The organism is Mesorhizobium sp. M7A.F.Ca.US.011.01.1.1, assembly GCF_003998295.1.
Classification (GTDB): Bacteria; Pseudomonadota; Alphaproteobacteria; order Rhizobiales; family Rhizobiaceae; genus Mesorhizobium.
In genome coordinates, this window is the sequence record NZ_RZRT01000003.1 from 74,377 (window position 1) to 93,219 (window position 18,843).

An 18,843-nucleotide genomic window follows, 5' to 3' on the forward strand; every position below is an offset into this window, starting at 1 on the left:
AGGATGCCATGCGTCGGCGCGACATGTTTCGCGCGGTTCTTGCCGGAACCGGAACGCTTCTCGGTTTGCGGGCAGCACAGGCATCCGCCACCGAGCCCACAAGGCAAAAAGTCGCCTACCACTTGAGCGACACCGACAAGGTCAATTTCGTGCTCGGCAACATCAAGAACCACTATGAGGGCACCGGCGGCAATGTCGACATCGTGCTGGTCGTGCATGGTCCGGCCTTGGCCAGCTTCAAGTCGAAGGGAATATCGGCCGCGATTTCCGGGCGCTTCGCCGGCCTGGTGCGGCAGGGGCTAGAATCTCATGCTTGCACCAACACCATGCAAGGCATGGATATTTCGCTCCCCGACCTGCTCGCCGGGTTTCATGCCGCCGACAAGGGCGGTGTCGTCAAACTCGCCGAACTGCAAGGCCAAGGTTACGCCTATCTGCACCCGTAGAGCGGTTTGTTTGGCGCAAATTCCCCAAGGGAAAGCGCTACTCCTTTTCCCGGGAAACCGTTTCACACGTTTCCTTGAATTGCTCAAAGGCTTGAACACCGGGGTGGCAAGGGCCTACGAAGGACAGGCAGACGTCCCGGAGGAAGAACCGTGCCAGCCACCACACTCAGCATACCCGATCTTGCCGGCAAGGCGGTGCTGGTCACCGGTGCGTCGACCGGCATCGGCGCGGCGCTCGCGCTGGCCTATGCAGCGCAGAAATGCAAGGTGGCGCTGCACTACAATTCGAGTCAAGACGCCGCCGAGAAGCTCGGCCTGGCGATTGCCGACAAGGGCGGCGAGGTGTTTCTCGTTCAGGGCGATTTCTCCGTTGCCGCCGATGTCGAACGCGTCGTCGAGGATAGCGCGCAATATTTCGGCCGCCTCGACGGGCTGGTCAACAATGCCGGCGGCATGCTTGGCCGCATTCCCTATGCCGAGCAGACCCGAGGCGCATTACGACGCTGTGATGGACCTCAACGCCCGTTCGGTGCTGACCGCTTCGCGCAAGGCGATCCCGTGGCTGAAGAAACAGGGCGGCTTCATCGTCAACACCTCCTCGATTGCCGCCCGCAATGGCGCCGGCGGCGGCGCCGGGCTTTATGGCTCGGCCAAGGCCTTCGTCTCCAATGTGACGCGCGGCATGGCCAAGGAACTGATCGGCTTCGGCATCCGCGTCAACGCGGTGGCGCCCGGCACTATCCTGACGCCGTTCCACGAGCGCTATTCGACCGACGAGCAGATGAAGGGCATGATCGCTACCATTCCGCAGGGGCGTGCCGGCACGGCGCAGGATTGCGTCGGCGCCTATCTGTTCCTGTCTTCCGATCTTCTGAGCGGCTACATCACCGGCCAGGTGATCGAGGTGAATGGCGGCCAGTTGATGCCTTGAGCGGCTATCGGCATACTGGCGATCTGCACGCTCTTGTCGAAAACCTCAAAGGGAGACAACGGAATGTACGGACTGATCGGCAAGATGCGGGCGGCGCGCGGCCAGCGTGACGCGGTCATCGACCTCCTGCGCGCCAGCACCGGCGCCCTGCCGGGTTGCCTGAACTACATCATCGCCCGCGACCCCGCGGACGCCGACGCGATCTGGGTCACCGAAGTGTGGACCGACGCCGAAAGCCACAAGGCCTCGCTGCAGCTTCCCGAAGTCCAGGCGGCGATCGCCAAGGCGCGGCCGTTCATCGCGGGCTTTGAATTTCAGGTCGAGACCCACCCTGTCGGCGGCTTCGGCCTGGCCGACGGCAAGACGGGGTGAGGCAGGCATCCACATGTGAGCAATCTCGACCTCAGGGTTCGCTAGTTGATTGCGCTCCCAAATGGCTGACGTATTTGCAATATTCCCGAAAATAGACTAAGTTCTGTGGACTAAGCCCACATGGGAGCAACTTGCGATGCAGACCGTGAACATCCACAATGCGAAGACCAATCTTTCACGTCTCGTTGACCGAGCTGCCAAAGGTGAGTCGTTCATCATCGCCAAGGCGGGCAAACCATTGGTCAAAGTCGTGCCTATCGATCAGCCGGCCTCGTCGCAGGCGCGAAGGGTCGGTTTTATGGCCGGCCAGTTCTCCGTTCCCGACGATTTCGACCGCATGGGCGGCGAGGAGATTGAACAACTGTTCGGTGTCAAAACTTGAAACTGTTACTCGACACCCATTTGCTGCTGTGGGCGGCTGGCGAACCGAATCGGCTACCACCTGCGGCTCTCGCCGAGATTGAGAACCCAGAGAACGAATTGCTGTTCAGTCCTGCCAGCCTTTGGGAGATCGCAATCAAACGAGGACTTGGACGGGATGATTTCCAGGTCGACCCCCGTTTGCTCCGGCGAGGCCTATTCGACAACGGCTATCACGACTTGCCGATCACCAGCGAACATGCCCTCGCCATCGACGGACTTCCGGCGATCCACAAGGATCCCTTCGATCGAATCCTGGTCGCCCAGGCAACCGTGGAGGGGATTACCTTGCTAACGATAGACGATCTTGTCGCCCGTTATCCTGGTCCCATCCGAAAGCTCTGACACCTTGGTAAACTGCGCGAATCGCGCATCACTCCCTTTTTCGGCAAAGCGGGGGTTCGCATCGTCCCGCTTCGAGTCTAAGACCGGAACATGGATTCCTTGGCCGAGCAGCCATCCCCGGACCTGCCCACACTCGAACGCATGGCGCGGATGCGCAAGCTCTGGCAGTGGCTTGCCCTGCTGGTTGTTTCTCTCCTGTTTGCCGGCGCGCTGGAACTCGCGGCCCTGCCGGCGGCGCTGCTGATCGGGCCGATGCTGGCGGCCATCGTCGCCGGCACCAATGGCGCCACGGTGCGCGTGCCGCGCCTTCTGTTCGGCGCCGCCCAGGCGATCGTCGGCTGCCTCGTCGCGGCGTCGATCTCGGCCGACATCTTTCCGGTCTTCTACCGGGAATGGCCGCTGTTTCTCGGCGTCGTGGTGGCGACCGTCACGGCCTCCAGCCTGCTCGGCTGGCTGATCAGCCGCTGGCGCATCCTGCCAGGCACCACAGCCGTCTGGGGCTCGTCGCCGGGTGCGGCCACCGCCATGGTGCTGATGGCCGGTGCCTTCGGCGCCGACCAGCGTCTCGTCGCCTTCATGCAATATCTGCGCGTCATCTTCGTCTCGATGACGGCAGCACTCGTTGCCAAGATGTGGGTCGACACGTCGGGCATCGAAATCCCGCCCATCATCTGGTTTCCGCCGATCGATGCCCAAGCCTTCGCCGCCACCATCGGCATCGCGCTGGTTGGCGGCCTGTCGGGAAAGATTTGCCGGCTGCCTTCTCCCTACTTCCTCGGCACCTTCATCTTCGGTGGCGTCATCCATCTCGGCCTGGGCGTTGAGATGCAATTGCCGCCCTGGCTGCTGGCAATCAGTTACGCCATGGTCGGCTGGTCGATCGGCCTGAATTTCACCAGGGCGATCCTGCGCCATGCGACGCGCGCGCTGCCGCAGATCATCGCCTCGATCGTGGCGTTGATCGCCTTTTGCGGCGGCCTTGCCTTCATGATCAGCCATCTCCTGGGCATCGATCCGCTGACCGCCTATCTGGCAACCAGCCCCGGCGGCATGGACAGCATCGCCATCATTGCCGCCGCGGCGCAGAACGTCGACATCTCCTTCGTCATGGCGCTGCAATCGGCACGCTTCCTGATCGTGCTGTTGGTCGGCCCAAGCGTCGCGCGGCTGGTGGCGAGAAGCGTCAGGCAATAGGCAAAATCGCTGCCGGAGACGGTCATAAGCCGCAGATTATTCCTCGCCGCCCTCATCCTCGCTTTGCGCGTCGCGGCGCCAGTAGGCGGTGACCAGGTGCCGGTCGCGCGGCAGACCCCACTGCTTGCGCACGATCTTGCGGATCTCCCGGAAATCGCCGAATTCACAACTTGCCCAGACGTACAGGCCGTCGGCAAGCGCCATGTGATTGCGCTCACGCAAGGCGGTCGACAAGAGGCCCACGGTGCCGGCCTCGAGGCCGCGCCGGTAAAGCCAGGTGATGTCGATATTGTCCCCTTGCGCCAGCGCCATTCGGTCATCCGGGCTATCGACCTCGATCAGCGCCTCGGCACGTGTTGATGGCGGCAGATGCTCCAAAATCCTGCCGATGGCGGGAAGTGCTGTGTCGTCGCCGAGCAGAAGCAAGGTCTGCGCCACCGGGGCGTCGCCGCCGCCGGGTCCGATCATACCGATGACATCTCCCGCCCGTGCGTTTTGCGCGAATGTGGCGGCGGGCGTGTTCTGGCCGGGGTGCAGTACGAAATCGACATCGAGCCAGCCGCTTGCGGCATCCAGCGCCCGGATCGTGTAGACCCGCACGGCAAGAGCATCGTCGCCCGAAGGCCAGACAATCAGGCCGTCGGCGCCCATCGTCGGCCAGACCGGCTGGCGGCCAGCCGGCGGCAGCAGCAGCCGCATGTGCAGGCCGCCATGGCTAAACCGGCCGAGATCTTTGCCGGCGAAGCGCAGGCGCTGCATATGGGCCGAAATCCGCGTCGACGACATCACCGTGATCTCGCGGAAGAAGACCGGCGTGCCGGCGTCGACGCCGTCGCCTTGCCAATGAATGCCCCTGGTCGTGCCGAGATGTTCGGCGACATGGCCGGCGACCGTCATCTTCATGTAGGAGAGGCAGGTTTCGTCTGTCGCCGCGACGCGGATCAGAACGGTTTCATCATCGAGCGTAGCGCTCAACGAACCATAGTAGAGGCGAAGCTCCCATTGGTCGGCGACGCCGGTGTCGATCTCGAATTCGCTGTGCTCTGCGCGCAGCCGATCCATCACCAACCTGATCGCCGCGTCGCTGATCCGGGTTTGCGCGCTAAGTTGGTCCATCGCTCAGTCCTTCGCAACAATTCGGCAAGCGCCGCAGCGCCGCAGCGCCACCGCCGTCAGCGACATGCCACAGCCGCTGCGGCGTTTCCACATAAACTTGATTATAAAATTCATATTTAGCGATGAACGCCTACCGCGCGGCAAGGCGTTCGGGAAGGAAATCGACGAACACGCGCACCTTCGGCGACAAATGGCGATTGGAGGGCCACAGCATCCGGAACTGGCCACGGCCGTCGACATGACCGTCGAGGACGGTACGCAGCCTGTCTTCGTGCAGCGCCTCGCGCACCAGGAAATCCGGCATGCAGGCTATGCCGAGGCCGGCGAGCGTGGCGCCTTTCAAGGCTTCCATGTTGTTGCAGGTCAGCATCGAGCGGATCTGCGGTTCGGCGCTTCCGGTTATGAATGGCCACTCCAGCAGCCTGCCGCTGTTCAGGAAGCGGAAGTTTATGCCGAAATGCCTGGTGAGATCAGCCGGCACGCTGGGGGCGCCATGGCGGTCCAGGTAGGAGGGCGCCGCGCACAGCAGCATGCGAAAGGGCGCAACGGGTCTCGACACAAGGCGCGAATCCGGCAGTTCGCCGCTACGGATCGCGACATCGATGCCCTCGTCGATGACGTCGACGATCCGGTCGTTGAAATCGATGTCGAGCTCGATCTCGGGATAGCGGGCCATGAACTCCGACAGCACCGGCAGCAGCAGATGATAGGTGACGATCGGGGCCGATATGCGCAGCCGCCCACGCGGTGTTTCCCGTGTCCGCGACAGCATCGCCTCGGCATCGCCGATGTCGTCGAGGATGCGGCGCACCCGCTCGTTGAACAGCTTGCCCTCTTCCGTCAGGCCAATGCGCCGCGTGCTGCGCTGCAGGAGCCGCACGCCGAGCTCCTGTTCGAGCCGCGCGACGCTCTTGCCGACGGCGGAAGCCGAGATGCCGAGGGCCCGCCCTGCAGCGACGAAACTGCCGAATTCGGCGGTGCGGGCGAAGGCCAGGAGCCCGTTGAGACGATCCATCGTGTCATTCCATCCGAGCGTTTCAGTCCGATATACCAGGAGATATAACACCATTTTTCCTGAAATGCCGACGACCTATCTTGTCGTCACGACCGGATCCGCAACGCGCGGCCGACCGGCGAGTGCCGTTTCAGATAGGGAAATCCATGACTTCTAGGACCACAACCGGCTCTGCCGAGAGATGGCTCGTGCTCTTGTCCGTGTGCCTTGCCGCGATGACGATGCCCTTGACCTTCACCGGTCCGGCCGTCGCTCTGTCGCGCATCGCGGCCGATCTCGGCGGCAGTCCGATCGAGCTCAACTGGGTGACAAACGCCTTCATGCTGACCTTCGGCGCCACCCTGATGGCGTCGGGCGCTCTGGCCGACAATCACGGCCGCAAGCGCCTCTTCCTCCTCGGCCTCTCCCTCTATGTCCTGGCGTCGCTGGGCGCGATGCTGGCGCCGGACATCATCTGGTTCGACATTTTCCGGGCCGTGCAGGGTGTCGGCAGTGCGGCCGCCTTCGCTGGCGGCGCCTCGGCACTCGCCCAGGAATTCGAAGGGCCATTGCGGCTGCGCGCCTTCAGCTTTCTCGGCACCAGTTTCGGCATCGGCCTCGCCTTCGGCCCGATCGCGTCGGGCCTGCTTATCTCTGCATTCGGCTGGCGGTCGATCTTTCTTCTGGTTGCAGCACTCGCGATTGCCGCCGCCATGCTCGGCCTGCGCACCATCAGGGAATCGCGAGATCCGGATGCGACTGGCCTCGACTGGGCGGGAGCCGGCACCTTCACGATCGCGCTGGCGTCGCTGACCTATGGCGTGCTCCAGGCCCCGCAGAGCGGCTGGGCCGATCCCCTTGTCGTCACCCTTCTGGCCGCTTCTGTCATCTGTTTTGTCGCCTTCGTCTTTGTCGAGCGGCGCGCACAACGGCCGATGCTTGACCTCACGCTGTTTGCCTATCCCCGCTTCGTCGGCGTCCAGTTTCTGGCTGCGGCACCCGCTTACGCCTTCGTCGTCCTGCTCGTCCTTTTGCCGATCCGCTTCATCGGCATCGAGGGCATGAGCGAGATCAAGGCCGGGCAATTGATGATCTGCCTATCAGGCCCGCTGCTGATCCTGCCGATGCTCGCCGGACAGCTGGCGCGCTGGATCGCGCCGGCCACGATCTGCGGCGTCGGCCTGCTTGTCGCTGCCGCCGGGCTTGTCTGGCTGAGCCTGACACCACCGGTCGATAGTGCGCTGGTGGCGCCGCTGATGCTGATCGGCGTCGGCATCGCCCTGCCCTGGGGATTGATGGACGGGCTTGCCGTCAGTGTCGTGCCGAGAGAGCGCGCCGGCATGGCGGTCGGCATCTTCAACACCACCCGCGTCGCCTGCGAGGGCGTGGCGCTGGCGATCGTCATGGCGACCCTTTCCGGCTTTACCGCCGCGCAGCTCGCCGCACAAGGAATGGTATCTTCGACGGAGGCGGCGGCGGCAGCCCAGCTGCTCGTGACCGGCAACCTCGGCGAAGCAGCACAACATCTGCCCCAGGCCGGAGCCGCTGTTCTGGTCCAGGCCTACGAGACGGCGTTCGACAGGCTGCTGATCGTGCTGGCGGCAATCACCGTCATGACCGCCATCGTCGTCTTCCTTGGCCTGCGTCGCGGATCGGCTTCAGGTGAAAGTGTCGACGTCCAGGCAGTGCCGCAGGAAGGGTAGCAGTCAGCGGACGGCCCCGCTATCAATCGAGCCTGTGCATCAGGTCCTCATCCAGCCAGCGGCCGAAGAAATAGACCAGTTGCTTGTGCCACCACGGCCAGTCGTGGCTGACATCGCCACCCCAGTAATCGACCCAGGCGGGAATGGACTTGTCGCGCAGGATCTGTTCCAACCTGCGCGTCTCGACCAGCATCCGCTCTTCCCATGCGCCCTGCCCGCAGCAGAAGATCAGCCTGAGCGCCTTCAGCCGGGTCAGCAGTTTGGGATCGACGATGCCGGGCAGATAGTCCAGCGGCGAGTTGTAGAAAATGTCGCCCTCGAGCGCTTTGCCGAAGAAGTCGCGCGCCGAATAGACGCCCGACAGCGCGATGACGCCGCTGGCAAGTTCGGGAAAGCGGAAGACGAAGTTCGACGAGTGATAGCCGCCCATCGCCCGAGAACAGCGGCTTCAGCTTGCGGCCGCCATTGGCCTGCTCGGCTGCGGACAGGAACTCCGGCAGCGCCTCCTCGCGCACATAGCGGAAATAGGCCTCGTGGCGGGCGATGCGATGGGCCGCGTCGGCATGCTTGTCGAAGAAGGATTCCGAATCGATGCCGTCGACCGTGAACAGCTGGATGCGGCCGGTGTCGATGAATTCGGCCAGCGCGCCCACCCCGCCGGAATCCTCGAACTGGTAGAACCGGCCCTGCGAGGTCGGAAACACCACCACCGGCCGGCCGGCATGGCCGTAGCGCTTGTATTCCATGTCGCGGCCGAGCTGGCTCGAGAAATTCTTGTGATAGGAAATGTCCATCGCCTCACGCCTCTTCCGCGTGGATGTAGGCGACTGCCTGACGCAGCGCTGCTTCGTCTTTCGAGCGCATCTGATAGGCGTAATTTCCCATGGCGCGGCTGAAAACCTCTTCGATGGCCTGATGGTGGACGATCTTGTCGCGGTGCGCGGCTAGCACGTCCTCATGGCTGTGCAAATAGTGGAGGCGTCGCTTGCGGCTGGCATAGGCGGTGAAGTATTTGCCCTCGTAAGGGCCGCCGGCGGCATCTCTGACCACCATATCGGCCCATGCCGCATAGACGTCGACGTCGAACGTATAGTTGATCGCATCGGTCATCCAGGCGCCGGGCGGGCGCATGTTGACCTCCAGCGCGATGACCCGGTCGTCCTTGGTCTCGAACAGCTCAATGTGGAAGAAGCGTTCGCGCACGTCGAACGCCTTCAGTATCTTGCGGCCGGCCTCCTCGATCGCCGGTCTAACCTTGGGAAAGCAGGTGTAGCTCATGTGGCGGTCCTGGTTGACCACCTCCATGATGCTCTGGTCATAGCGGTGGCTGGCCGCCAGCACCACCTCGCCGTCGCGGTTGACCAGCCCGTCATAAGTCACCACCAGTCCCTCGATGAACTGCTCCATGACGAAGGTCACGTCCTCGGGCTTGTCCCGGAAGAACTGGTCGAGCTCTTTGGCGTTGGAGATCTTGAAGGTGTTCGATGCGCCGGAACCGCTGTCGGGCTTGACCACCACCGGATAGCCGACGCGCCGGATGAAAGTCATGGCCCCGGCACGGTCGGAGCATTTGCGCTGCGCGATGGTGTCGACGCCACTCTTGCGGAAGAAGGCGCGCATGCGGCTCTTGCGCTTCAGGTTCTTCACGAAATCGAGCTTGGTGCCGTAGATGTTGAAATCGGTGCGGATGTTGGCTTCCAGCTCAAGCCAGTGTTCGTTGAGCGATTCAAAACGGTCGATACGGCCCCATTTGTGGATGAAATGCCCTGCCGCCCGGAACACCGGATCGTAGTCTTCCATGTCGGCGACGCGGTAATATTCTGAAAGCGCCGCCTTCAGCTTGGCGTCGAGTGCGTCATAGGGTGCGTCGCCGATGCCGAGCACCCTGGCTCCGGCCTTCTTCAAACGGTCGCAGAAATCCGCGCCGTTGGCGGGAAAATGCGGCGAGAAGAACACGAAATTCATGGACAACCCCATCGCAACCCGTCGATGCCCAAGTCTGGCGCATTTGCAGCGCCTGGGGAAGGGCACGTGCGGTGGGGACAATAACCAGCAAGATCCGGCCAGCAATGCCAAGGCACCGAACTCGGGTTCCCTCGCAGCCTTCGGCGCGTTGGCTGACGGAGCATCAAACGAAAAACCCGCCTGTGCGGCGGGTCACTGGCGCAGATCAGCACCATGGACGAATATGTACCATAGCTGAGGTCACCGAGTCGGAAAAAATTCCTATCGTGGAAAGCTGCCGGCATAAAAGCTGCCAACACTGCCGAACTCGCTGTCATCAGCATTACCCGCAATGCGGCCCCACTTGCCTCCCACAAGCCGCTCCTATATGAGATCAGCCATGAACACGCGCGCCACCAACGCTTCCCGTCCGACCGGTTTTTCCGGCGAGACCGTGCGCGCGCTGGCTTCGACCCTGCTTCTTCTCGGCCTTATCGGCGATCGCCGGGTTCGCTGAAGGAGCGCCCGGCGGTCGAACCGCCGCGCAAGCGCATGCTCCTTGGCAATCACATCAAGCGAACGAAATTCTGGTAAAGGCGCCGCTCGCCATCAATCCGCCGAAGGTGGATCCATGAGCCGCCGGGAGAAACGACGATGAACGCACGAGAAGAAATCCGCTCCGATGCCGCGGTAGCCGACACGGATTCGGCTAAAGGGATGCCCGACGCGGCTCGCAAATATCAGCCCTATCCGACCGTCGGCCTCACCGACCGGACCTGGCCTTCGAAAGTGATCGACAAGGCTCCGATCTGGTGCTCGGTCGACTTGCGCGACGGCAACCAGGCGCTGATCGATCCGATGGGCCATGAGCGCAAGGCACGCATGTTCGGCCTGCTGCTCGACATGGGCTTCAAGGAGATCGAGATCGGCTTCCCGTCGGCCTCGCAGACCGATTTCGACTTTGCCCGCTGGTGCATCGAGGAAGGCAACGTGCCCGCCGATGTCTCGCTGCAGGTGCTGGTGCAGTGCCGGCCGGAGCTGATCACCCGCACCTTCGAGGCGCTGAAGGGCGCCACCAACCCGATCGTCCATTTCTACAATTCGACCAGTGAGCTGCAGCGTCGCGTCGTCTTCGAAAAGGACGTCGACGGCATCAAGCGGATCGCCACCGACGCCGCCAAGATGATCACCGACATGGCGGCCAAGGCCGGCGGCGGCTTTCGTTTCGAGTATTCGCCGGAGAGCTTTACCGGCACCGAACTCGAAGTGGCGCTGGAGATCTGCAACGCCGTCACCGAGATCGTCAGGCCGACGGCGGACAACAAGCTGATCGTCAACCTGCCGTCGACGGTCGAGATGTCGACCCCCAACATCTATGCCGACCGTATCGAGTGGATGTGCCGCAACCTCGACAACCGGGAGAACCTGCTGGTCTCGCTGCATCCGCACAATGACCGCGGCACCGGCATCGCCACCACCGAACTCGGCCTGATGGCCGGCGCCGACCGTGTCGAAGGCACGCTGTTTGGCAATGGCGAGCGCACCGGCAATGTCGACATCGTCACGCTGGCGCTGAACATGTACACGCAAGGTGTCGATCCGTTGATCGACTGCTCCGACATCAACCGGATGAAGGACGTCTACGAATATTCGAACCAGTTGAAGATCCCCGAGCGCCACCCCTATGTCGGCGAACTCGTCTACACCGCCTTTTCCGGTTCGCACCAGGATGCCATCAACAAGGGCATGAAGGCGCTGAAGAAGGCCAATACGAGCCTGTGGGAAGTGCCCTATCTGCCGATCGATCCGGCCGATGTCGGCCGCAGCTACGAAGCCATCATCCGCATCAATTCGCAGTCCGGCAAGGGTGGCATCGCCTATGTGCTGCAGGCCGATTACGGCCTCAATTTGCCGCGCAATCTGCAGATCGAGTTCAGCCAGGAAATCCAGGCGATCACCGACGCCGAGGGCAAGGAAGTGCCGGCTAGGCGCATCTACGAGCGCTTTCTCGAAACCTATGTCGATCAGCCTGCCGCGCGGCTAAAATTCCTCGATCACCACACCTACCCCAGCACCGAAATCAAGGGCCGGCGCGTGGTCGAGGCGGTCATCCTCGACCACGGCAAGGAAGTAACGATTACAGGCACGGGCACCGGTCCGATCGACGGCTTCGTCGATGCACTGTCGCGTCATCTCGGCGTCGAGATGTCGGTGCTCGACTATTCCGAGCACTCGTTGCAGCGCGGCTCGAACGCCTCGGCCATTTCCTATGTCGAGATGGAATATCCCGGCGGCAAGCTGTTCGGCGCCGGGATCAACACCAACATCGTCGCCGCCTCACTGGAGGCGGTGATGTCTGCCGCGAACCGTATCGTCGGTAAAAAAGCCGGCTGACGCCCGACGGGAACAAAGATCGGAACCCTCCCAACCTGGTGATCGGTTCCGGTCTTTCGGGCCATTAACCACCGCGGAATTATCCGGTGGGTACGTGATCGCATAATGGGGTGTATACTTGTGTGGTGGTGCGGGACCTATATGATCGCGCCTCAACCTGTGCCGACTTCGAGAGGATCGACACTTGCAGCATGCCACGCCTGCCGCCCCCGCAGTGCGCGAGACACTGGAGCGACTGCTTGCCAGCCAAACGTTCGGCCGATCCGAACGCGCGCGCAAGCTGCTGCGTTATCTTGTCGAACGTGAACAGGCTGGCGAAGCCGACAGGCTCAAGGGCTTTTCCATTGCCATGGATGTTTTCGGCAAGGACGGCGATTTCGATCCGTCCACCGATGCCGTGGTGCGTGTGCAGGCAGGCAGGCTGCGCGAGCTTCTGCAGCACTATTTTGCCAATGAGGGAATTGCCGAGCCGGTCCGCATCGCCATTCCGCGCGGCGGCTATGTTCCTGCCTATGAATTGAACGCGATCCGCCTGCCGGGTCTTGCCGAGGCTGTTCCCGAACTCAGGCTGGACGGCGCCGTATCCGCCGATCGGTCCAACGAAGCCGGCACGGGCATGCTGGACGCGATGTCTCTGGCTTCCGTACCGTCTTCGCCTGCCCCCTCGGTGGCGCGCCATCTCCGCTTTTTCTGGATGGCGATCGCCCTGGTCATCGCCATGCTGGGCGTACTGATCCTTCGCCAGGGCAGCACTGCCTTGCTGGCAGGCGGCGACATCTCGGCAACGCCGGAGATCGCTGGCGCAACCGCAAGCGTCACGGCATCGGCAAGGGCTGACGCCCTTCCGCAAGTCTATATCGGACTCAAGGCCGACGGCCCCGACGCCAGCCGTGTCGCCGCATCGCTGCGCGCCGGCCTGAGTGGCTTCGATACCATCGACTTCATCGGCCGCGACACCGTCGGCGATCCGGCTGACGACGCTGCGAGCTTCATATTCGACGTCCTGCCCGGACCGGACGCGGGCGACATCACGATCGAACTGCAAAGCATGGCGTCCGGACGAGTGCTTCTATCGCGCAATCTCACCCCCGCCGACAGCGCACCTGCCGCGGTCGAAGACCGTATCGCCGACATGCTGAGCTCGGCACTCCCCGCCTCCGGCACCATCTACAACTATATCGAGCAGACCGGCACGCCAAACGGTCTGACGCAATGCCTACTGCTCAACGGCAAATATTATCTCGACCAGAACGCCAGGACGCATGAGGCAGCCTATCGTTGCCTCGAGAAGCTGGCCAATGGTGGAACCAAGTCCTCGCTCGTCTATTCGGAACTTGCTTCCCTGCATCTCGAGGCGGTGTCCGATCATTACGCCTATCCGCCCAATGCGACGATTGAAACAGCCGTCGAGTTTGCCCATCGCGGCGTGCAGATGGGTCCGACCAGCCCTTATGCGCATCGCTCCTACGGCTATGTCAGTTCGCGCCTCGGCAATACGGACGAAGCGATCCGCTGGATGCGCAAGGCCTATGAACTCAACCCCTACGACCTCGGCATGGCCGCCGCTTACGGCTACGGGCTGATCTTCGCCGGACGATATGCCGAGGGAACGCCGATCCTCGATCATGCGGCGGAGACCTTCAGCGGGCACCCGACATGGTGGGACTACGGGCTGTTCGTCGGTGAACTCATGCTCGGCGACATGAACAAGGCGGTCGCGGCCAGCGTGGCACTGAGAACGACGGCAACGAAATCACACTATCTGGCGGCGCGGCTGGTCGGCGCCAAGGCTGCCGGACAGGACCATCTGGTGGGCACGCTGCTGAAACAGCTGACCACCGAGTTCCCCAAATTTGCCGCCGATCCGCGGGCGACTTTCGTCGAGCGGAAATATCCGGCCGACCTGACCGACCGGCTGGTCCAGGCACTCCGCGCTGCCGGGCTCGGCAGCCCAAGCTGACACCATCGACGTCCGCGCACCGGCTGCGCCGCGTCCCGATGGATTTCCTGCGCTCCGATCGCCGATTGCCGATTGGTAGCCAAGTTCTGTACACAACCGTACAAATCGCGAAAATTTTACTGGTCATCACGTTGGACTAGGAGCAATTCAGCCACCATTGGTGTCGCGCATTCTGCAATAACAAAAAACAGCTTTCATGACCGCATCACTTTTTGCCGCCGAAGAGGGTGTTGGCTCGAAGGCCATCGTCCTGCTGCACGGTTTCGGCGGCTGCCACGATGTATGGCGCGAGGTGATTTCCGCCCTGACGCCTTCCACGCATACGCTGGCCTATGATCTGCCTGGGCACGGGATGTCGCTCGATTTTCCCGCCGCCGGTCCGGCCAGGGTGGCGGCCAAGGCGGTTCTGGCCGATCTCTCGGAGCGTCGCCTGAAGCGCGTTCATCTCGTGGGCCACTCGATGGGCGGTGCCGTGGCGGCGCTGATGGGGCTGGCCGAGCCCGAAAAGATAGCCTCGCTGACGCTTCTGGCGCCGGGCGGCCTTGGCCCCGAAATCAATGGAGCGCTGTTGCGCCGCTATGCCGAAGCCGCGGATCGGTCCGAGATCCGCTCCTGCCTCGCCGTCATGTCGGGACCTTCAGCCCCGCCGCTCGAACATACGGTGGACATCCTTTGGGAAATGCGCAGACGACCCGGCCAACTCGAAAAGCTCGTCGAGATCGCGGCCGCCATGACCGTGGACGATCGGCAAGGCGTCATCCCGCACGATCGCCTCGATGGACTGAACATGCCGGTGATGGTGGCATGGGGCACCAACGATGCGGTGCTGCCCTTTACCCAGGCCGATGACCTGCCGGCGCATTTTCACGTGCACCACGTGCTGGAGGCCGGCCATATGCTGGCGGAGGAAGCCCCCGACCTCGTTGCCGAGATCATCCGCCGCAACACCAACCGCCGCGCCAGACCGCATCGCCAGAAATTCGCCGCAGCAGCCAGCTGACTTTTCGCGCACGACAACCTTCCTGGGCACCCCAGGGCCGTCGATCTCGCCAGTGCATTTTGCCGGCGGCTGTGTTAACCCGATGTTAACCAAACCCACGAGGCAGACGCCGATGAAGGAAGCAGGCGAGAAGACCATCGACCAGTCGAAGAAACTGTCCGATGCCATCCGTGATGTCAAAAATGCCTTCGCCGACCGCGACGATGTCGTCGTCGACATGCGCGAAGCGCATCGCATGCGTCTCGATCTGCTTGCCGCCGAGCTGGCGCCGGTTTTTGCCGATGTTCCGGCCGACATGGACAATTTCGACTTTGTCGTCTCGTCCGGCTTGCAGCCGCGCCTGTGGATCGACGCCATCAGCCATGTCGCCATGGGGCGCGACCGCCGCACCTATCGCTTCCTCAAGGACACCCGTATCGGCCGGGTGGTGCTTGCCGAATCCACCGAGATGAAGCCGGTTGCCGATTCCGTGACACGCTATGTCGCGGAGCGCATTGTCGAGCGTCAGAGGATGCTGGAAGGCGGCGTCGAACCGGCCGTCGCCGGCATGAAACGTGCCTATGTGCCGGAAGCCGAACCGCCGCTGCGCGCGACGGCGCGCGGCAAACGCTGGTCGGCCTTTCTGTCCGGGCTTGGCCTTGTGGCTGCCGGTGCCCTGGTCGGTCTTCTCGTGTCCATCGTCCTGTTCTGGGACCGCATCGTCGCCATGGTAGTCAGCTTGCGGCCATAGCGGCGCCAGTCACGGCACCGAGTTCCAGTGTCTGCAGATCGGATGGCGGCATGGACGGCCCGGTCAGGCCGCGCCGCGTCAGCCGGATCCGCCAATTGCCCGTCTCGCCGTCAATGTCGAACAGATTGTACTGCGCCGCCGGGTTCTTGCCGCCCGGCGCCTGGCCGGCGGCGGCGACGCCGACCGCTGGGATCCTGACGCCGCGACCGCCGATGAAGAACAGCGACGGCAGATGTGAATGGCCGTGCAGCACAAGGTCGGCGCCGTGGCGGCGAATGATCTTGTTGAAGCGGGCAATGCCGAACAGCCGCTTGTGCTGCGGGACCGCGCCGCGCACCGGCGGATGATGGATCATGATGGCGCGGAACAGCCCCTGTCCGGCGGTATCCCCGAGGATTTTGCTGAGCCGCTTCGCTTGGCCTTCCATGAAGAAACCATTGGCCATGAAGGGTGCCGTGGCGCGCGCAGTCGAGACACCGATCAGCGCGACGTTGCCGCGCACGCGCAGATAGGGAAATGCGTTACGATCGACCGGCGTGTTGACGCCGTCGCCGCTCATCCACGCCGCCCAGGATCGGCAGACCTTGTCGAAGGCGCCTGGCACATAGGCGTCGTGGTTGCCCGGAACGACCGAAACATCATGCGCCGGCCCCAGCGTCTCCAACCAGTGCCTGGCCATCTCGATCTCGCCGTCGAGCGCCAGATTGACCAGGTCGCCGGTGACGGCGAGGTGGTCAGGCGTGTTCGCCTTGATGTCGGCGACGATCGTGTCAATCACCGCGTCATGCATATGGCGGCGGCGGTTGCGCTGCCAGTTGACATAGCCGAGCACGCGCTTGGAGGCGAGATCGCGATAGGATACATCGGGGAGCGGCCCCAGATGGACATCGGAAATATGCGCGAGCCTGAACATACAACCTTCATAGGCGACCCGCGCGCGGCTTTCCACCCACGGTTTCGCTATCAATGACGAGCCCTGAAGATGCCTTCCGCCAGACCGGCTGGCCAGGTTTGAGGGCCAGGCTGTTCCATCTCTATTTCGTGCTGCGGAGGCCGATGACGCTTGGCGTGCGCGGCTTGATCCACGACAGGGCGTCCAGGTCCGTCTTCCTTATTCGCCATACCTATGTACCGGGCTGGCAGCTTCCCGGCGGCGGCGTCGAAGTCGGCGAGACGATGAACGAGGCACTGGCCCGTGAACTGGCCGAGGAAGGCAACATCGCTCTCACCGCCCCGCCGGTGCTCAAATCGATGCATTTCAACCGCCGCTCCAGCCGCCGCGACCATGTCGGCTTTTATTTGCTCGAGCATTTCAGCCAGACGGCGCCGAAGCTGCCGGACCACGAAATCGCCGAAGCCGGCTTCTTCCCGCTCGACGGCTTGCCCGAGGGCACGACGCCGGCGACGCTGCGCCGGATCGCCGAGGTTTTTGACGGCGAGCAGCCCTCGCCCTACTGGTAGATCAGGCTGCCGCTTTCTCGAAGCGCGCCCGGTCATGCCGTGCGGCATAATCCAGATCCGGTCCGACAGGCACGATCCGCGTCGGATTGATTGTCTGGTGGCTGCCGTAATAATGCGCCTTGATATGATGCAGATTCACCGTCCCGGCCACATCAGGCACCTGGTAGAGATCACGCAGATAGTTGGACAGGTTCGGGTAGTCGGCGATACGGCGCAGATTGCATTTGAAATGGCCGACATAAACCGGATCGAAGCGCACCAGCGTGGTGAACAGCCGCCAGTCGGCTTCGGTGATACGATCGCCGACGAGATAGCGCTGCTTCGACAGCCGCTCCTCCAGCGTATCCAGCGCTGTGAACAATTCACCGAACGCCTCTTCATAGGCACGTTGCGTGGTGGCGAAGCCGGCGCGATAGACGCCGTTGTTGACCGCGGGATAGACCAGCGCATTGATCCGATCGATCTCGCCGCGCAACGCCTTCGGATAGAAATCGAGGCTGGCGTCGCCCCATTCGTCGAAGGCTGAATTCAGCATGCGGATGATTTCGGAAGACTCGTTGGAGACGATGGTCTGCTCCTTTTTGTCCCACAGCACCGGCACCGTCACCCGGCCCGAATAGGCGGGATCGGCCTTGGCATAGATCTGGTGCAGGAAGTCGAGGCCGTAAAGCGTGTCGCCCGTGGCGCCGTCCTCAGCCACGAACGTCCAGCCGTTGGCGCCCATGAAATGATGCACCACCGACACCGATATGACGCCCTCCAGCTTCTTCAGCGCGCGAAAGATCAACGTCCGGTGGGCCCACGGACAGGCAAGCGAGACATAGAGGTGATAGCGGCCGGGCTCGGCCTTGAAACCGCGCGTCCGGCCTTCGGCAGGCGCCCCGTCAACGGTGATCCAATCGCGCCATTGCGACTGCGCCCGTACGAACCTGCCACCGTTATCCGCCGTATCGTACCAGCGATCCTGCCACCTGCCGTCGACCAGCAATCCCATGCAAATCTCCTTGCGTCCTGTTGGTTGATGTAGGCGCAAGGTTGCCCTGTCGAAGACGTCAGGTGCTGAACAGACTGTCACTTGGCAGAAATGACGGACAAAAACGGCCGATTGCAGCGGCGGGAAATTGATGCTAGCGGACAATCCGCATGTTCGACTTTGCTTTGATCCGGTCTGACCGACGACGAAAGGGCGCCCGCGCTTGATGAAGCGCTGACTGGCGAATGCTGCCGTTTGCAGCAAACCTTTCCTCCTTGTACCGGACCGCAAAGACCATGAGCCTTGCCGACGTGAAATACCTGCCGGAAGCCCCGGCGCACGACCCCGAGATCGAAGCCATCAACGACGAAGCCTTCGGGCCCGGCCGCTTTGTGCTGGCCGCTTACAAGATTCGTGAGGCCGGAGGGCACGAGCGCTCGCTGTCCTTTGTCGCCGTCGATGGGGACATAGTGGTCGCCTCCGTGCGCATGACCCGCATCGCCGCCGGTGCCGGCCGCGCATTGATGCTCGGGCCGCTCGCCGTGCGGCCGGCCTTCAAGAATCTCGGCATCGGCCGCCGGCTGGTGGCGATCGCGCTGGAGGCCGCCGCCAAGACCGGCGCACCTGCCGTCATGCTGGTCGGTGACGAGCCCTATTACGGGCCGCTCGGTTTCAAGCGGATTCCGCGTGGCCAGATTTCGATGCCGCGCCCCGTCGATCTCGACCGGCTGCTGTCGCACGAGATCGCGCCGGGCGCAGTAGCCAGGCTCTCGGGCGAGGTTTGCCATGCCAGCCAGGCCAGGGTCGGCGAGCACGTCTAGGTGAAGGCTTGACCTTCCCCTTCGATCTGGCGCCTGATC

Annotated in this window: 17 protein-coding genes and 2 pseudogenes; 13 read left to right on the plus strand and 6 right to left on the minus strand. The window is 62.9% G+C overall.

All coding sequences use genetic code 11. The annotated features are described in order from the left end of the window. The first annotated feature begins 8 nt into the window (after nt 1-8). From EOA13_RS05100 to EOA13_RS05125, 6 genes and pseudogenes are all read left to right on the plus strand, one after another. Nucleotides 9-446 carry a DsrE family protein gene (locus tag EOA13_RS05100; protein ID WP_127290226.1) on the plus strand — a complete coding sequence of 146 codons (438 nt, stop codon included), beginning with the start codon at nt 9-11 and terminating at the stop codon, nt 444-446. A 150-nt stretch (nt 447-596) separates the two neighbouring features. After that, nucleotides 597-1,377 (plus strand): annotated as a pseudogene (locus EOA13_RS05105) (SDR family oxidoreductase). Nucleotides 1,378-1,440: 63 nt separating this feature from the next. Continuing rightward, entirely contained in the window at nt 1,441-1,749 is a 309-nt protein-coding gene (locus EOA13_RS05110) for a putative quinol monooxygenase (protein ID WP_127290228.1), read from the plus strand. Between the two features lie 136 nt (nt 1,750-1,885). After that, nucleotides 1,886-2,131: a type II toxin-antitoxin system prevent-host-death family antitoxin gene (locus EOA13_RS05115; protein WP_127290230.1), complete on the plus strand. Its 246-nt coding sequence runs from the start codon at nt 1,886-1,888 to the stop codon at nt 2,129-2,131. After that, the gene (locus EOA13_RS05120) at nt 2,128-2,514 is read left to right on the plus strand and encodes a type II toxin-antitoxin system VapC family toxin (protein WP_127290232.1); all 387 of its coding nucleotides are present in this window, start codon (nt 2,128-2,130) and stop codon (nt 2,512-2,514) included. Before EOA13_RS05115 ends, EOA13_RS05120 begins: the two co-directional genes overlap by 4 nt. Before the next feature lie 90 nt (nt 2,515-2,604). Continuing rightward, the gene (locus EOA13_RS05125; RefSeq protein WP_127290234.1) at nt 2,605-3,708 is read left to right on the plus strand and encodes an AbrB family transcriptional regulator; all 1,104 of its coding nucleotides are present in this window, start codon (nt 2,605-2,607) and stop codon (nt 3,706-3,708) included. Between the two features lie 36 nt (nt 3,709-3,744). Here the strand turns inward: EOA13_RS05125 and EOA13_RS05130 are convergent, their stop codons facing one another. Then, nucleotides 3,745-4,824 (minus strand): siderophore-interacting protein, encoded by a 1,080-nt coding sequence (locus tag EOA13_RS05130; RefSeq protein WP_127290236.1) that lies wholly within the window; start codon nt 4,822-4,824, stop codon nt 3,745-3,747. 130 nt (nt 4,825-4,954) lie between these two features. Continuing rightward, complete coding sequence (locus EOA13_RS05135) at nt 4,955-5,839, minus strand: LysR family transcriptional regulator (protein WP_127290238.1); 885 nt, start codon at nt 5,837-5,839, stop codon at nt 4,955-4,957. Nucleotides 5,840-5,985: 146 nt separating this feature from the next. Here EOA13_RS05135 and EOA13_RS05140 point away from each other — a divergent pair, with 146 nt between their 5' ends. Continuing rightward, nucleotides 5,986-7,521 (plus strand): MFS transporter, encoded by a 1,536-nt coding sequence (locus tag EOA13_RS05140; protein WP_127290240.1) that lies wholly within the window; start codon nt 5,986-5,988, stop codon nt 7,519-7,521. A 22-nt stretch (nt 7,522-7,543) separates the two neighbouring features. On the opposite strand, the pseudogene EOA13_RS39550 reads toward EOA13_RS05140, so the two are convergent. Together EOA13_RS39550 and EOA13_RS05150 are read right to left on the minus strand one after the other, a co-directional pair. Beyond that, nucleotides 7,544-8,315 (minus strand): annotated as a pseudogene (locus tag EOA13_RS39550) (hypothetical protein). Nucleotides 8,316-8,319: 4 nt separating this feature from the next. Next, entirely contained in the window at nt 8,320-9,486 is a 1,167-nt protein-coding gene (locus EOA13_RS05150) for an ATP-grasp domain-containing protein (RefSeq protein WP_127290242.1), read from the minus strand. Nucleotides 9,487-10,119: 633 nt separating this feature from the next. Between EOA13_RS05150 and leuA the strand changes: the two genes are divergently transcribed. The 4 genes from leuA (at nt 10,120) to EOA13_RS05175 (ending at nt 15,549) form a co-directional block, all read left to right on the plus strand. Beyond that, entirely contained in the window at nt 10,120-11,859 is a 1,740-nt protein-coding gene (leuA, locus tag EOA13_RS05160) for a 2-isopropylmalate synthase (protein WP_127290244.1), read from the plus strand. Nucleotides 11,860-12,043: 184 nt separating this feature from the next. Further along, nucleotides 12,044-13,819, plus strand: a complete 1,776-nt coding sequence (locus tag EOA13_RS05165) for a hypothetical protein (RefSeq protein WP_127290246.1) — start codon at nt 12,044-12,046, stop codon at nt 13,817-13,819. A gap of 196 nt (nt 13,820-14,015) precedes the next feature. Continuing rightward, entirely contained in the window at nt 14,016-14,819 is an 804-nt protein-coding gene (locus tag EOA13_RS05170) for an alpha/beta fold hydrolase (protein ID WP_127290248.1), read from the plus strand. A 112-nt stretch (nt 14,820-14,931) separates the two neighbouring features. Next, nucleotides 14,932-15,549: a hypothetical protein gene (locus tag EOA13_RS05175; protein ID WP_127290250.1), complete on the plus strand. Its 618-nt coding sequence runs from the start codon at nt 14,932-14,934 to the stop codon at nt 15,547-15,549. Here EOA13_RS05175 and EOA13_RS05180 read toward each other — a convergent pair. Then, entirely contained in the window at nt 15,533-16,462 is a 930-nt protein-coding gene (locus tag EOA13_RS05180; protein WP_127290252.1) for a metallophosphoesterase, read from the minus strand. The two genes, EOA13_RS05175 and EOA13_RS05180, sit on opposite strands and share 17 nt — an antisense overlap. 53 nt (nt 16,463-16,515) lie before the next feature. Between EOA13_RS05180 and EOA13_RS05185 the strand changes: the two genes are divergently transcribed. Further along, a complete protein-coding gene (locus tag EOA13_RS05185; protein WP_127290254.1) occupies nt 16,516-17,010 on the plus strand; it encodes an NUDIX domain-containing protein in 495 nt (164 codons plus the stop codon). A 1-nt stretch (nt 17,011) separates the two neighbouring features. Here the strand turns inward: EOA13_RS05185 and EOA13_RS05190 are convergent, their stop codons facing one another. Then, nucleotides 17,012-18,004, minus strand: a complete 993-nt coding sequence (locus tag EOA13_RS05190; protein ID WP_127290256.1) for a glutathione S-transferase family protein — start codon at nt 18,002-18,004, stop codon at nt 17,012-17,014. A 275-nt stretch (nt 18,005-18,279) separates the two neighbouring features. Between EOA13_RS05190 and EOA13_RS05195 the strand changes: the two genes are divergently transcribed. After that, a complete protein-coding gene (locus tag EOA13_RS05195) occupies nt 18,280-18,804 on the plus strand; it encodes an N-acetyltransferase (RefSeq protein WP_127290258.1) in 525 nt (174 codons plus the stop codon). Nucleotides 18,805-18,843 lie beyond the last annotated feature (39 nt).